The 13,079-nt window shown below is 67.7% G+C and carries 12 protein-coding genes and 1 pseudogene; 12 read left to right on the top strand and 1 reads right to left on the bottom strand.

What is annotated here, in order from left to right; all coding sequences use genetic code 11:
• Window positions 1-84 precede the first annotated feature (84 nt).
• The 10 genes and pseudogenes from EV643_RS15995 to EV643_RS44145 all read left to right on the top strand — a co-directional run bounded on the left by EV643_RS15995 (window position 85) and on the right by EV643_RS44145 (window position 10,915).
• Window positions 85-1,536: an aldehyde dehydrogenase family protein gene (locus EV643_RS15995; RefSeq protein WP_133800870.1), complete on the top strand. Its 1,452-nt coding sequence runs from the start codon at window positions 85-87 to the stop codon at window positions 1,534-1,536.
• Between the two features lie 24 nt (window positions 1,537-1,560).
• On the top strand, window positions 1,561-2,667 hold the full coding sequence (locus EV643_RS15990) for an NAD(P)-dependent alcohol dehydrogenase (RefSeq protein WP_133800869.1): 1,107 nt from the start codon (window positions 1,561-1,563) through the stop codon (window positions 2,665-2,667).
• Complete coding sequence (locus tag EV643_RS15985) at window positions 2,667-4,181, top strand: acyl-CoA synthetase (protein ID WP_133800868.1); 1,515 nt, start codon at window positions 2,667-2,669, stop codon at window positions 4,179-4,181. The genes EV643_RS15990 and EV643_RS15985 overlap by 1 nt, the downstream gene beginning before the upstream one ends.
• On the top strand, window positions 4,178-4,984 hold the full coding sequence (locus tag EV643_RS15980; RefSeq protein WP_133800867.1) for a crotonase/enoyl-CoA hydratase family protein: 807 nt from the start codon (window positions 4,178-4,180) through the stop codon (window positions 4,982-4,984). The genes EV643_RS15985 and EV643_RS15980 overlap by 4 nt, the downstream gene beginning before the upstream one ends.
• Window positions 4,981-6,933: an acetoacetate--CoA ligase gene (locus tag EV643_RS15975; protein WP_133800866.1), complete on the top strand. Its 1,953-nt coding sequence runs from the start codon at window positions 4,981-4,983 to the stop codon at window positions 6,931-6,933. Before EV643_RS15980 ends, EV643_RS15975 begins: the two co-directional genes overlap by 4 nt.
• A gap of 14 nt (window positions 6,934-6,947) precedes the next feature.
• Window positions 6,948-7,868: a 3-hydroxyacyl-CoA dehydrogenase NAD-binding domain-containing protein gene (locus EV643_RS15970; protein WP_202869574.1), complete on the top strand. Its 921-nt coding sequence runs from the start codon at window positions 6,948-6,950 to the stop codon at window positions 7,866-7,868.
• On the top strand, window positions 7,855-8,742 hold the full coding sequence (locus EV643_RS15965; RefSeq protein ID WP_133800864.1) for an amidohydrolase family protein: 888 nt from the start codon (window positions 7,855-7,857) through the stop codon (window positions 8,740-8,742). Before EV643_RS15970 ends, EV643_RS15965 begins: the two co-directional genes overlap by 14 nt.
• A gap of 101 nt (window positions 8,743-8,843) precedes the next feature.
• A pseudogene (locus EV643_RS15960) lies at window positions 8,844-9,266 on the top strand (IS607 family transposase); the annotation flags it as partial.
• The gene (locus EV643_RS15955; RefSeq protein WP_202869573.1) at window positions 9,263-10,591 is read left to right on the top strand and encodes an RNA-guided endonuclease InsQ/TnpB family protein; all 1,329 of its coding nucleotides are present in this window, start codon (window positions 9,263-9,265) and stop codon (window positions 10,589-10,591) included. The pseudogene EV643_RS15960 and the gene EV643_RS15955, both read left to right, overlap by 4 nt.
• 171 nt (window positions 10,592-10,762) lie before the next feature.
• Window positions 10,763-10,915 (top strand): hypothetical protein, encoded by a 153-nt coding sequence (locus EV643_RS44145; protein ID WP_166665456.1) that lies wholly within the window; start codon window positions 10,763-10,765, stop codon window positions 10,913-10,915.
• On the opposite strand, the gene EV643_RS15950 is transcribed toward EV643_RS44145, so the two are convergent.
• Window positions 10,912-11,676, bottom strand: coding sequence for an IclR family transcriptional regulator (locus tag EV643_RS15950; RefSeq protein WP_133800862.1), 765 nt, complete (start codon window positions 11,674-11,676; stop codon window positions 10,912-10,914). The two genes, EV643_RS44145 and EV643_RS15950, sit on opposite strands and share 4 nt — an antisense overlap.
• 68 nt (window positions 11,677-11,744) lie before the next feature.
• Here EV643_RS15950 and pcaH point away from each other — a divergent pair, with 68 nt between their 5' ends.
• Both pcaH and pcaG read left to right on the top strand, forming a co-directional pair.
• The gene (gene pcaH, locus EV643_RS15945; protein ID WP_133800861.1) at window positions 11,745-12,518 is read left to right on the top strand and encodes a protocatechuate 3,4-dioxygenase subunit beta; all 774 of its coding nucleotides are present in this window, start codon (window positions 11,745-11,747) and stop codon (window positions 12,516-12,518) included.
• On the top strand, window positions 12,511-13,077 hold the full coding sequence (gene pcaG, locus EV643_RS15940; protein ID WP_133800860.1) for a protocatechuate 3,4-dioxygenase subunit alpha: 567 nt from the start codon (window positions 12,511-12,513) through the stop codon (window positions 13,075-13,077). Before pcaH ends, pcaG begins: the two co-directional genes overlap by 8 nt.
• The last annotated feature ends 2 nt before the right edge of the window (window positions 13,078-13,079 follow it).

Below are 13,079 nucleotides of genomic sequence, written 5' to 3'. Positions count from 1 at the left end.
CACCGGGCTCCAACCGTTGACAGGAAACCTGTTGATCCCCAGGATAGCAATCAACAGGAAACCTGATGAATACGCAGGAGACACATGACCACCGAGAAGATCGAGCGCGAGCTTTACATCGCGGGTGAGTGGGTGCCGGCCGGGTCCGGTGCGCGGTTCGACGTGGTGGATCCTGCCACGGGCACCGTGGTCGGGAGTGTGGCCGAAGGCGACGCCGGCGACATCGACCGCGCGGTCGCCGCCGCCCGGAAGGCGTTCGACGAGGGACCCTGGCCGCGGCTCAGCGGACGTGAGCGGGCGCGGATCCTGAACCGGGTCGCGGTGCTGCTCCGGGAGAACGCGCAGGAGCTGGCCGAGCTGGAGAGCCTCGACGTCGGCAAGCCGATCGGCCTGTGCCTGCCGGTCGACGTGATGACCACCGTCGAGCAATACGAGTACTACGCTGCGCTCGCGCAGACGCTGGACGGCTCGACCCGCGAAACCCCGCTCAACACCTTTGCCTACACCCGCCGCGAGCCGCTCGGAGTCGTCGGGGCGATCACCCCGTTCAACTTCCCCCTGATTCTGTCCAACTCAAAGCTCGCACCCGCGCTGGCCGCCGGGAACACCATCGTCCACAAGCCGGCCGACGACACCCCGCTGACGGCACTCCGTATCGCCGAACTGCTCACCGAGGCAGGCGTTCCGGACGGAGTCGTTAACGTCGTCACGGGCAGTGGCGCTATCGCCGGCGACGCCCTGCTCCGCCATCCGGGGGTCGACAAGATCGCCTTCACCGGTTCGACCGCGATCGGCCGGCGTGCGGCGAGCGTGGCCGGTGAATCCCTCGTACCCGTCACCATGGAGCTCGGCGGAAACGCCGCCAACCTCGTGTTCGAGGACGCCGATGTCGACAAGGCGGTCGGCGCCGCGATCAAGGGCTTCATCTTCAACACCGGCCAGTTCTGCATGGCCGGTCCACGGCTGCTGGTGGCGCGTCCCCTGTACGACACGTTCGTACAGATCCTGGCCGGTGCGGTTCCCACGGTCCCGATCGGTGACCCGAGGGATCCGCAGACGGTGATCGGGCCGATGACGTCGGACCGGCACGTCAAGAAGGTCGAGGACTTCGTCGCCGCTGCCCGCGCGGATGGTGGCCGCGTGGTCTGTGGTGGGGAACGACTCGACCTGGACGGTGGCTTCTACTACCAGCCGACGGTAATCGCCGACCTGCCCAACGACTCCAGGGTGATCCAGGAGGAGATCTTCGGTCCGGTCCTGACCGTTCAGCCGTTCGACGACGAGGACGAGGCGATCGCGCTGGCCAACAGTACGGCGTACGGGCTGGCGGCCGGCATTCAGACGACCAACCTGGCCCGGGCCCATCGGGTCGCGGCCCGGTTGGAGGCGGGCATCGTCTTCGTCAACGACTGGGCGATGCTCGACCCGGCCGTCCCGTTCGGCGGCGTCAAGGCGTCCGGCTTCGGCCGTGAGTACGGCCCCGAGGCCCTGGACGCCTACACCCGCACCAAGTCCGTGATCATCTCGCTCGACTGAGCGGCCAATTCCGAGAAGGTGACCATGAACACCACCACCGCGAAGGCAGCGGTCGTCGAGTCCGGCGGCAGCCCCTTCACCCTCAGCGTGATCGAGCTCGACGAACCCCGCGCGGACGAAGTACTGGTCAAGATGACCGCCGCGGGTCTGTGCCACACGGACCTGGGGGTGGCGAGCGGCGGGCTGCCGTTCCCGCTGCCTGGCGTTCTGGGCCACGAGGGCGCCGGCGAAGTACTTGCCGTCGGCAACAGCGCGACCAGGGTGTCGCCCGGCGACCAGGTGCTGCTGTCGTTCACGTCCTGCGGCAGCTGCGCGAACTGCCGGGACGGACATCCGGCGTACTGCGCGACCTGGCTCCCCTTGAACCTCCTCGGCGGGGCCCGGCCGGACGGCAGTCCCACAATCACCCGCGACGGCGACCCGCTCGGCGGTCACTTCTTCGGACAGTCCTCGTTCGCCGAGTTCGCCCTGGTCGACGAACGCAGCCTGGTCAAGCTCCCCGCGGACGCGCCGCTGGAGAAACTCGCCCCGCTCGGCTGCGGCGTACAGACCGGGGTCGGAGCGGTATGGAACGTCCTGAAGCCTCGGCCCGGCGACTCGGTCGTGGTCCTCGGCGCAGGCGCGGTCGGCCTCTCGGCTGTGATGGCGGCGACCCTCTCGCCGGCCACCACGATCGTCGCGGTGGACAAGGTCGCGAACCGCCTCGACCTGGCCCGCGACCTGGGAGCGACTCACGTCATCGAAGCCGGCAGCGGCGATCTCACCGCACAACTGGTGGAGGCCACCGGAGGCGGCGCGTCGGGCCTGGTCGAGACGACCGGCAACGTGAACGTCCTCCGTGCCGGTGTAGATGCCCTCGCGGCTCGCGGTACGGCGGTGATCGTGGGCGCGCCGCCGTTCGGTACCGAAGTCGCCCTGGACGTGAACGGCATGCTCGGCGGCAAGCAAGTCGTCGGGCTGACCCTGGGCGACAGCGAGACCCAACGCCTGATCCCGGCCCTGGTCGAGCTCGTCAAACAGGGCCGGCTGCCGGTGGACCGGCTCATCACCGAGTACCCGTTCGCCGACATCCAGCAGGCGGTCGAAGACGTCACCGCCGGGAAGACGATCAAGCCGGTGTTGAGATTCTGATGATTGGCAACCAGGGCGGCAACCAGGGGCTGGGGAGCTGGCCGCGGCGTCGGGCCCGCCTCTCCCCCGGCGCCGTGGCCTTGTCCCAGGGGGCTCGCGAGCTGACCTACGCCGAGCTGGCCGATCGGGTCGACCGCTGGGCCAGTGCGCTGACCCGGCTCGGCGTACGACGCGGTGACCGGGTGGCGTGGCTCGGCGCCAACGACATCGCCACGTTCGAGGCCTTCTTCGCCACCACTCTGCTGGGGGCCGTCTTCGTACCGCTCAACACGCGGCTGGCACCTGTCGAACTGCGTTACCTGCTCGAGGACTGCGAACCGACGGTCGTGGTGATCGGCGGCGGTGTGGACCAACTCGAAGGCTATTCGCTCTCGCGGATGGCAGAGCTCGTCGAGGCAGCCGATCCGCTGGTCGACGAGCCGGAGGTCGCCCTGGACCACCCGGCGCTGATCCTCTACACCTCCGGTACGACGGGCAAGCCGAAGGGCGCCGTACTGACGCACGCCAATCTCACCTGGAACACCGTCAACCAGCTCGTTCAGTTCGATCTGCACGAGCCCGATCGTGCGCTCTGTATCGCGCCGTTGTTCCATGCCGTCGGCCTGGGCCAGATCACCCTGCCAACGCTGCTCAAGGGCGGCCGGGTCGAGGTGGTCACGAAGTTCGACGCGGGCACGATCCTGGAGCTGATCCACCGGCTGCGGATCACGAGTTTCTCCTGCGTCCCGACGATGCTGCAGCTGATGGCGGAACACCCGAGCTGGCCCGATGTCGACCTCTCGTCGCTGGAGCACGTGATCTACGGCGGGTCGTCGATCAAGGCGAGTGTCGCGCTGGAGTGGCTCGATCGTGGCGTCGCCGTACTCCAGGGGTACGGGATGACCGAAGCCAGTCCGGGTGTCTACATGGCGGTCCACGACGGCGCGACCGAGCACCCGACCTCGATCGGGGTGCCGCATTTCTTCACGGATGTCGCGCACCGCAGCGACGACGGCAAGGTCGCCGAGATCGAGCTCGGCGGACCGGGGCGCGAACTCCTGATCAGGGGTCCGCACGTCTTCGCCGGCTACTGGAACCGTCCTGACGAGACGAACGACAGCCTCGTCGACGAGCAGTGGTTCCGGACCGGGGACGTCGTCCGCAGCGATCCGGACGGCTGGTCGTACGTCGTCGATCGGGTCAAGGACGTGATCATCTCGGGCGGCGAGAACATCTACCCAGCCGAGGTCGAGGCCGTCGCCGTCACCTTCGAAGGGGTCCGGTCCGCGGCCGTGGTCGGCACTCCCGACGAACGCTGGGGTGAGGTCGGCGTGGCGTTCGTCGAACCCTTCGCCGGCGCCCGGATCGACGAGCAGGCCCTCCGTCGCCACTTCGAGACGCACCTGGCGCGTTTCAAGGTGCCGCGAGACATCGAGATCGTCGGCGAACTGCCCCGGAACGCCACCGGCAAGGTGCTCCGCTCGGCCTTGCGCAACAACCTCCGCCCCTCCGACAGCCCACGAGAGAACAAATGACAGCCCTAGACCACACCGACCTCGACTTCCAGTTGCCCGACTCCCTGGTCGTCGAGCGCCACGACCAGGTTGCCGTCGTACGGCTGTCGCGCGAGTCCAAACGCAACGCCCTCGACGACGCGACCGTGCTCGGCCTGGAGCGCTTCTTCTCAGCTCCGCCAAGATGGGCGCGCGTCGTCGTCCTCGATGCTGCCGGAGCGCATTTCTCAGCCGGGCTGGACCTGTCCGAGCTCACCGAGCGCAGCACCTTCGAGGGCCTCGAACACTCGATGATGTGGCACCGCGCCTTCGCCCATATCGAACAGGGCCGGCTCCCGGTCGTCGCCGTACTCCGCGGCGCGGTGATCGGTGGCGGCCTGGAGTTGGCGTCGGCCACTCACATCCGGGTGGCCGAATCCACCGCGTTCTACGCACTACCCGAAGGGCAACGCGGTCTGTTCACCGGCGGCGGCGCCTCTGTCCGGGTGCCGCGGTTGATCGGTGTGCACCGGATGGCCGACATGATGCTCACCGGTCGCGTGCTGGACGCCGCCGAAGGGCAGGCACTCGGCCTCTCGCACTACCTCGTCGAACCCGGTGCCGGACTGCCGAAGGCGCTCGAACTCGCCGAGAAGATCGCCGGCAACGCTGCGGTGACGAACTTCGCCGTACTCCAGGCACTCCCCCGGATCGCCGACGCGAGCCCCAGTCAGGGGTACCTGCTCGAAGCCCTGATGGCATCCGTCGCCTCCGGCAGCGACGAGGCGAAGGCCCGGATGAACGCCTTCCTCGAAGGCCGGGCGTCGAAGGTCGACCCCGCATGAGCGCACCCCTCTGGACACCACCCGCCGACTGGCGCGCCAGCACCCGCATCGGCCACTTCGTCCAGTACGCCGAATTGCGGACCGGCCGCACCTTCACGTCGTACGACGAACTCTGGCGGTGGTCGGTCACGTCGCCCGACGAGTTCTGGGGATCGATCTGGGACCACTTCGGGGTGGACAGCGAATACGACAAGGTCCTTGCCGACGACAACATGCCGGGTGCCAACTGGTTCCCGGGTGCACGACTGAACTTCGCCAGGCACCTGCTCGACTTCCGTCAGGTCGGGGCCGCCGACACCGCGGTGATCGGCGTCTCGCAGACCCGCGACCAGGTGTCGCTGACGTTCGCGGAGCTGACCGAACAGGTCGGCCGTGCCCGCGAAGCCCTTCAGCGGTTGGGTGTGCGGCGTGGTGACCGGGTCGTGGCCTATCTGCCGAACATCCCCGAGACGCTGATCGCATTCCTGGCGACGGCAAGCCTGGGTGCTGTCTGGGCCAGCTGCGCGCCGGAGTTCGGCAGCCGGAGCGTGCTCGACCGGTTCCGGCAACTCGAGCCCACCGTCCTGCTCGCGGTCTCGGGCTACACCTATGGAACGAAGCCCGTCGACCGCAGTACCGAGGTCGCCGCGATCCGGGACGGACTGCCCTCGCTGACGAGCGTGATCGAGGTCGAGTACGGCGCCGCCCGGCTGACCGACGCCGTGTCCTGGGGAGACCTGCTGGCCGAGTCGACTGGCGCTGGTCCCGAGTTCGACAGTCTGCCGTTCGACCATCCGCTGTTCGTCCTCTTCTCCTCGGGGACGACGGGGCAGCCGAAGGCGATCGTGCACAGTCATGGCGGCGTACTGCTCGAACACCTGAAGAATCACGCGCTCAGCTGGGACCTCGGTCCGGGCGATCGACTGCTCTGGTTCACCACCACGGCGTGGATGATGTGGAACGCGCTGATCTCTGCGCTCCTGGTGGACAGCTCGATAGTGATGATCGACGGCAACCCACTGCACCCGGGGCTCGAGTTCCAGTGGCGGCTCGCCGAGGAGACAGGGGCAACGTTCATGGGTGCCAGTCCTGGCTTCCTGATGGCGACGCGGCGGAGCGGGCTGCGACCGGCCGAGGAGTTCGACCTCTCCCGGGTCCGGCAGATCGGCGCCGCCGGGAGTCCGCTGCCGGCCGAGGGATACCACTGGGTGCGGGAGGTCTTCGGTCCCGAGGTCCTGCTCAACGTGGGATCGGGCGGGACCGACGTGTGCAGCGGCATCGTCCAGGGCAGCCCCCTCCAGCCGGTCGTCGCCGGTGAGATCTCCGGACCGTGTCTCGGCTTCGACGCGCAGGCCTGGGACGACGAGGGCCGACCCGTCGTCGGCGAACTCGGCGAGCTGGTGATCACCCGTCCGGTCCCCTCGATGCCGATCGGTTTCTGGGGTGATTCGACCGGCGAGCGGTATCGCACGACGTACTTCGACCGGTGGCCTGGCGTCTGGCGGCACGGGGACTGGATCCGGTTCTCCGAGTCGGGCAGTTGCGTGATCGCCGGTCGCTCCGACGCCACGCTGAACCGAGGCGGAGTACGACTCGGGACGGCCGAGTTCTATCAGGTACTCGAGGAACTGCCGGAGGTGGAGGACTCGCTCGTCGTTCACCTCGAGGACCCACAGGGCGGTAACGGCGAGCTGGTGTTGTTCGTCGTCCTTGCCCAGGGCAACAGCCTGGACGAGGACCTCGAACGGCGGCTGGCCGGTGAGCTGAAGCAGGCGCTGTCACCCCGGCACGTGCCGGACCTGGTCGTGGCTGTTCCGGCCGTCCCCCGGAATCGGACCGGCAAGAAGCTGGAACTGCCCGTGAAGCGCATCCTGCAAGGACGGCCGGCGAGCGAGGTCGCCGCCATCGATTCGCTGGCCGACCCACACTCGCTTGACGCGTTCGCGCAATTCGCCCGGGGCCGGACGTGAAGCAGGTAGCGGTTGTGGGAGCTGGCGTCATCGGCGCCGGCTGGGTCGTTCAATTCCTCAGCCGCGGGCTGACCGTCTCCGCGTTCGACCCAGCACCGACGGCCCGCGAACGCCTCAGCGCGCAGGTCGAAGCGGCGGCCGAAGTCGTCACGGCACTCGGCGGCGACCTCACTGGATGGGAGAGCCGCCTGACCGTGGCCGACACGGTCCAACAGGCCGTCGATCGCGCGGACTTCGTCCAGGAGAACGGGCCGGAATCGGCACCGTCAAAGGCCGCCCTGTTGAAAGAGTTGGACGATGCGGCTCCCCCTGGCGTCGTGATCGCGAGCAGTACGTCGAGTCTGCAGCCCAGCACTCTCGCCGACATGTGTGAACGGCATCCCGAGCGCGTTCTGGTAGGTCATCCGTTCAACCCCGTCCACCTGATTCCGCTGGTCGAGGTGGTCGGCGGCGTCCGTACCGATCCGCGGCTCGTCGATCACGCCATGTCGTTCTACGCCAGCGTCGGCAAGAAGCCGGTCCGGCTGCGGGCCGAGCTCCCCGGTCACCTTGCGAACCGGTTGCAGGCGGCGCTCTGGCGGGAGGCGTACTCATTGGTCGAACGTGGAGTCGCGAGCGTCGCCGACATCGACACCGCCATCGCCCACGGACCAGGCCTGCGCTGGGCGCTGCTGGGTCCGTTGGTGAACCAGCATCTCTCCGGTGGGCAAGGCGGACTGGCACACGTACTGGAGCACCTCGGCCCGCCGACCCAGGTGCTGATGGACGACCTCGGCGCACCGCAACTGACACCACAGCTTGCGGAACTGCTCGTTCGTGGGGTGAACGAGGAGCTCGCGGACTGCGACCAGGACGACCTGATCCGGCAGCGGGACTCCTTGCTCGTTCAGTTGCTGACAGCAAAGAAGGAGGTCCGCACGAATGGTCCGCTATGAGCCGGCGATCGACCTCGACGCGATCGACGCCATCGACATGCACACCCACGTGGAGGCCGATGCCCACGGTCACTTCTCCCTCGACCAGGAGCTGATGGACGCCTCAGCGGCGTACTTCAAGGCCGGCCAGCCGCGGACGCCGACGATCGACGACATCGCGGAGCACTATCGGTCCCGGCGGATCGCCGCCGTGGTCTTCACGGTGGACTCGGAGACGGCGACCGGACACCCGGCGCTGTCGAGCGAGGAGATCATCGAAGGTGCGGCCCGGCACAACGACATCCTGATCCCGTTCGGGTCCGTCGATCCGCGCGCCGGCGAGGCCGCGATCCAGAAGGCTCAACACCTGATCGAGGACTGCGGTGCACTGGGTCTGAAGTTCCATCCCAGCCTGCAGGCCTTCCGGCCCAACGACGAGCGGTTCTATCCGCTCTACCAGACGCTGAGCGATCTCGGTGTGGTTGCGCTCTTCCACACCGGGCAGACCGGGATCGGGGCCGGCCTGCCCGGCGGACGCGGGATCAAGCTCCGGTACTCCGATCCGATGCTGCTGGACGACGTGGCGGCCGACTTCCCCGACCTCAAGATCGTGATGGCGCACCCGGGTGTCCCCTGGGCGGACGCCGCCATCTCCGTCGCGACACACAAGGCCAACGTGCACATGGATCTGTCCGGCTGGTTGCCGAAGTACTTCCCGGCACAGCTCGTCCGGCAGCTCAGCACCCTGCTGCGGACCAAGGTGATGTTCGGATCGGACTTCCCGGTGATCACGCCGGATCGCTGGCTCCAATCGTTCGCCGAACTGCCGGTCACGGACGACGCCAAACCCCTGATCTACAAGGAGAACGCGGCCCGACTGCTCGGCCTGAGGTGACCATGTCCCTGCGTTCATTCGTCGCGTTTTGACCGCTCGGCCGCGGTCCGATTGACCGCTGACTCACACTGGCGGTCAAAACGCGACCGGCCGGTGCGGTTGCCGCCTTGTACGCGCGGGTATCCTCCGCCGACCAGCAGCCGAATCTTGACCGGCAGGTTGCCCGGTTGATCGATCGGGCGACATCCAGCGGTCTGCCGGTCACCCGCGTGGTGTGCGAAGTGGGCTCGGCAGTCCACGGTGCCCGGCCGAAGCTCAAGCGGCTTCTCTCGGATCCGGACGGGTCCGTGATCGTGGTTGAGCACCGTGATCGGCCGACCCGGTTCGGGGTGGACTACATCGAGGCCGCTTTGTCGGCGCAGGGCCGTACCGTGCGTGTCGTGGACGAAGGCGAAGTCGAAGACGACCTGGTGCGTGACATGACCGACGCGCTCACCTCGTTCTGCGTCCGCCTGTACGGCAAGCGCGCCGCCCGGAACCGGGCGATGAAGGCCCTCGCCGCTGCGGCCGGTGAGGGCGGGTGAGTCATAAGCAAGGCTTCCGAGTTGAACTCGCTCCCGACGCCGATCAGTCCGTACTCATGGGCCGGCACTGTGGCCTGTCGCGGGTGGTGGAGAACTTCTGCCTGGAGACCGTCGTCAAGAAGTGGTCGCAGCGCAAAGCGGAGGAGTCCTACGGCATCACGGGCGACGACCTGACCGAGGTTCCGTGGTCGGCGCCTGCGCTGGAGAAGGAGTGGCGCGCCGCCCACCCCAAGCGGTTCCCGTGGTTCGCCGAGAACAAGCTTTCGTCTCGTGTACCGAAGGAGGCGTGCCGGGTTCGTGCCGCCGGGTTCTCCAACTATCTCATGTCGAAGAAGGGCGTACGCCGGGGCGCGAGGATGGGCTTCCCCACGTGGCGCAAACGCAAGCACGGCTCCCGGTTCCGCTACGACGCCGACCGGGCCAAGCCGCTGGATGCCCGCACCGTGCGCCTGCCCGCCATCGGCGATGTCGCAACCCGTGAAGACATGTCCTGGCTCACCGGCCGCATCGCCACAGGTCAGGCGCGGATCCTCGGGGCGACTGTCCGGGAGCAGGCCGGGCGCTGGTGGATCTCGTTCCAGATCGAGGTGGACCGCGACGACCTCAACAAGCACCGTCAGGCCGACGCCGAGGCTCCCGCGTGCGGGATCGACCTGGGCCTGAAGACGTTCGCCGTCATCAAGAACAGTGACGGCACCACCGAGGAGGTCCACGCACCCAAACCACTCAAGGCCGCACAGCGCGCGTTGAAACGCGCCAACCGCAAGCTCGCCCGCAGCGCGAACGACTCCAAGAACCGGGCCAAAGCCCGTCAGCGTGTCGGCCGACTCCATTTGAGGGTGGCCGACCGCCGGCGGGATTTCCTGCACAAGACCACCACGAGGCTGACGAGAACCAAGTCGGCTATCGCGGTGGAGACCCTGCACATCAGGGGCATGGTGAAGAACCGCCGGCTCGCCCGCGCCATCAGTGATGCCGGGTTCGGCGAGTTCGTTCGCCAGTTGGACTACAAGGCCGACTGGTACGGCTCGACCGTATGGAAAGCGGACCGGTGGTTCCCGTCGTCCAAGACCTGCGGGGACTGCGGACGCATCAACCGCGCCCTGGTCCTCGCCGACCGCACCTGGGTGTGTCCCGGCTGCGGCGTCCTGCACGACCGAGACCAGAACGCGGCAGGCAACCTGCTCGCCGCTATGCTCGCAGACCGAACAAGTACGACCTCGCCGGGAAGTTGCCCGGAGAACCGAAACGCCTGTGGAGACCACGTAAGACCTGACTCTCCGGAGTCGGCAGCGGTCGATGAAGCAGGAAGAATCTTGGTGTGAGAATCGCTGAGGTTCACTCAACGGACGAAGAAGGAGTACCACGGAAAAAAGAAATGGGCCGACCCCGACGCCGCCCGGGCCCAGCTCGGCCAGCACCTCGAGTACTGGTCCAACCATCTCGCCCTGCTGAAGCGGACCCGGCAGTCGCTCCTCGACGAGACTCATCCGACGTTGAGGTACCGGCTCGACAAGTTCCCGGCGGAGGAGCATGCGCGGATCGTGCGCTACAAGGTGTTCGCGTACGACGGGCTGATCGACCAGGCGTCGAACGAGGTGTCCTGGGCTAAGCGCGGCCTCGCACTGATCGACGAACTGGAGTCCTAGCGCGGCGCTGTCAGGCTGCGGCCGATTCCCTGCGCCGCGACCTGCAGCGCGGCCAGCAGCCGGGCCCGGTCCCGGCGCAGGTTCGGTACGACGACGCCGACCGAAGCGACCACGGACTCGTCACCGGCCGCAGCCCGGATGGGAACAGCGATCGAGCAGGCTCCCAGGCTCATCTCCTCGACCGTGGTCGCATAGCCCTCGCGCCGGACCTTTTCCAACTGCTGATCCAGCCGCCTCGGTTCGGTGATCGTGTACGTCGTGATCCGAGGCAGGTGGGCGAGAACGGCGGCTCGGACCTCATCGGGAGCGTGTGCCAGCAAGACCTTCCCCACGCCGGTCGCATGAAGGGGCAGTCGTGAGCCGATGGTGCTGACGACCGGGACGGACGCACGGCCCGACAGCCGGTCGAGGTAGAGGGCCTGCATACCGTCGCGGACGGCGAGGTGAACGGTCGCCCGGGTGGCGGCGTGGATGTCGTTCAGGAACGGGGAAGCGGTCTCGCGGAGTCCACTCTGCACCGGCGCGACCATGCCGAGGTCCCACAGTCGGCGGCCGACGACGTACTCGCCGGACGGCCGCCGTACCAGCGCTCCCCCGGCGACCAGTTCACCCACCAGCCGGTGTGCCGTCGGCAGTGCGAGACCGGCGCGACCGGCGAGTTCGGTGAGGGTCAGCCGGCGGTGGTGCTCGTCGAACGCGTAGAGCAGGGCAAGGACCCGGGATGTGACCGTGGCCCCCGGTGCCGAGGAGTTCCCAGCCATGCGCTGTCCTTTCGCTCAGTGAAAGTCTGCCATCGCCTCGACCAGCCCGTGAACTTAGTGTCGAAGTCGTGACGAGCCTTCGGACCCCGGTACCTGCCGACCTGGAGAGTCAGGCGGACCTCACCGCGGAGATCAAGCAGCTCCAGGCCGAGACACGCCCCGGCGACGCGCAACCGCGACTGGACTGGCCGCCGTACCGCAGCTCACTCCTGCGGCACCCGACCAAGACCCTCCGGTACGCCGACCCCGAGGGCGCCGAACTGGTCGCGCCCGTCTTCGGCCAGACCGACATCGGCGAGCTCGAATCCGATCTGACCGTCCAGCCGGGCGGCGAACCGATCGGCGAGCGGATCAAGGTGACCGGCCGGGTCCTCGACGGAGACGGCCGGCCGGTCCGCGGGCAACTCGTGGAGATCTGGCAGGCCAACGCGTCCGGCCGGTACATCCACCAACGCGACCAGCATCCGGCGCCGATCGACCCGAACTTCACCGGTGTCGGCCGCTGCCTCACCGATGACGACGGCTGGTACTCGTTCACCTCGATCAAGCCCGGTCCCTACCCCTGGCGCAATCACCGCAACGCCTGGCGGCCTGCGCACATCCACTTCTCCTTGTTCGGCACGGAGTTCACCCAACGGTTGATCACCCAGATGTACTTTCCCGGCGATCAGCTGTTCGCGCTGGACCCGATCCTCCAGTCGATCACCGATCAACGGGCACGCGACCGCTTGGTGGCGACGTGCGAGCATGAGCTTTCGGAGCACGAGTGGCTCCTCGGCTATCGATGGGACATCGTGCTGACCGGCACCCACGCGACGTATCTGGAGCCCGGCGATGAGTGAGCTCGGTGTCACGCCTGGGCAGACGATCGGCCCGTTCTTCCACTATGCGATGCCCATGCCCGACGACCGGGTGCTGGTGCCGCTGGACAGCCCGGGCTCGGTCCGCCTGCACGGTCATGTGTACGACGGCGGAGGCAACGTGGTCCCGGACGCGATGCTCGAGATCCGGCAGTGTGATGCATCAGGAGTTGTTCCAAGAGTCGAAGGATCCTTGCGCCGCGATGGATCGTCGTTCACCGGTTGGGGGCGCAGCGGCACGGACTCGGAAGGTCACTATTGGTTCAGCACCGTCGAGCCCGGTCCGACCCATCCGGGGGCCGCACCGTTCTTCGCCGTCACCGTCTTCGCCCGTGGCCTGCTCGACCGGCTCTTCACGAGGATCTACCTCCCCGCGGACCCCGAGGTTCTGGCCGCGGATCCGCTGCTGGCCACGCTCGACGCCGAGTTGCGGCGCCGGATGATCGCGGTTCGCGACGACGACGGCAGTCTGCGCTTCGACCTTCACCTGCAGGGCGACCAGGAATCCGTCTTCCTGGCATATCCACGGCATGTGGGGTGAAT

Source organism: Kribbella caucasensis, from assembly GCF_004361855.1.
Lineage (GTDB): Bacteria > Actinomycetota > Actinomycetes > Propionibacteriales > Kribbellaceae > Kribbella > Kribbella caucasensis.
This window is presented reverse-complemented; position numbering and strand designations above follow the sequence as displayed.

Coding starts and splice junctions, on each gene's coding strand:
- EV643_RS15995 (WP_133800870.1), top strand. CDS start 85: ATGACCACCGAGAAGATCGAGCGCGAGCTTTACATCGCGGGTGAGTGG.
- EV643_RS15985 (WP_133800868.1), top strand. CDS start 2,667: ATGATTGGCAACCAGGGCGGCAACCAGGGGCTGGGGAGCTGGCCGCGG.
- EV643_RS15950 (WP_133800862.1), bottom strand. CDS start 11,676: ATGGCTGGGAACTCCTCGGCACCGGGGGCCACGGTCACATCCCGGGTC.
- EV643_RS15965 (WP_133800864.1), top strand. CDS start 7,855: ATGGTCCGCTATGAGCCGGCGATCGACCTCGACGCGATCGACGCCATC.
- EV643_RS15990 (WP_133800869.1), top strand. CDS start 1,561: ATGAACACCACCACCGCGAAGGCAGCGGTCGTCGAGTCCGGCGGCAGC.
- EV643_RS15975 (WP_133800866.1), top strand. CDS start 4,981: ATGAGCGCACCCCTCTGGACACCACCCGCCGACTGGCGCGCCAGCACC.
- EV643_RS15980 (WP_133800867.1), top strand. CDS start 4,178: ATGACAGCCCTAGACCACACCGACCTCGACTTCCAGTTGCCCGACTCC.
- pcaG (WP_133800860.1), top strand. CDS start 12,511: ATGAGTGAGCTCGGTGTCACGCCTGGGCAGACGATCGGCCCGTTCTTC.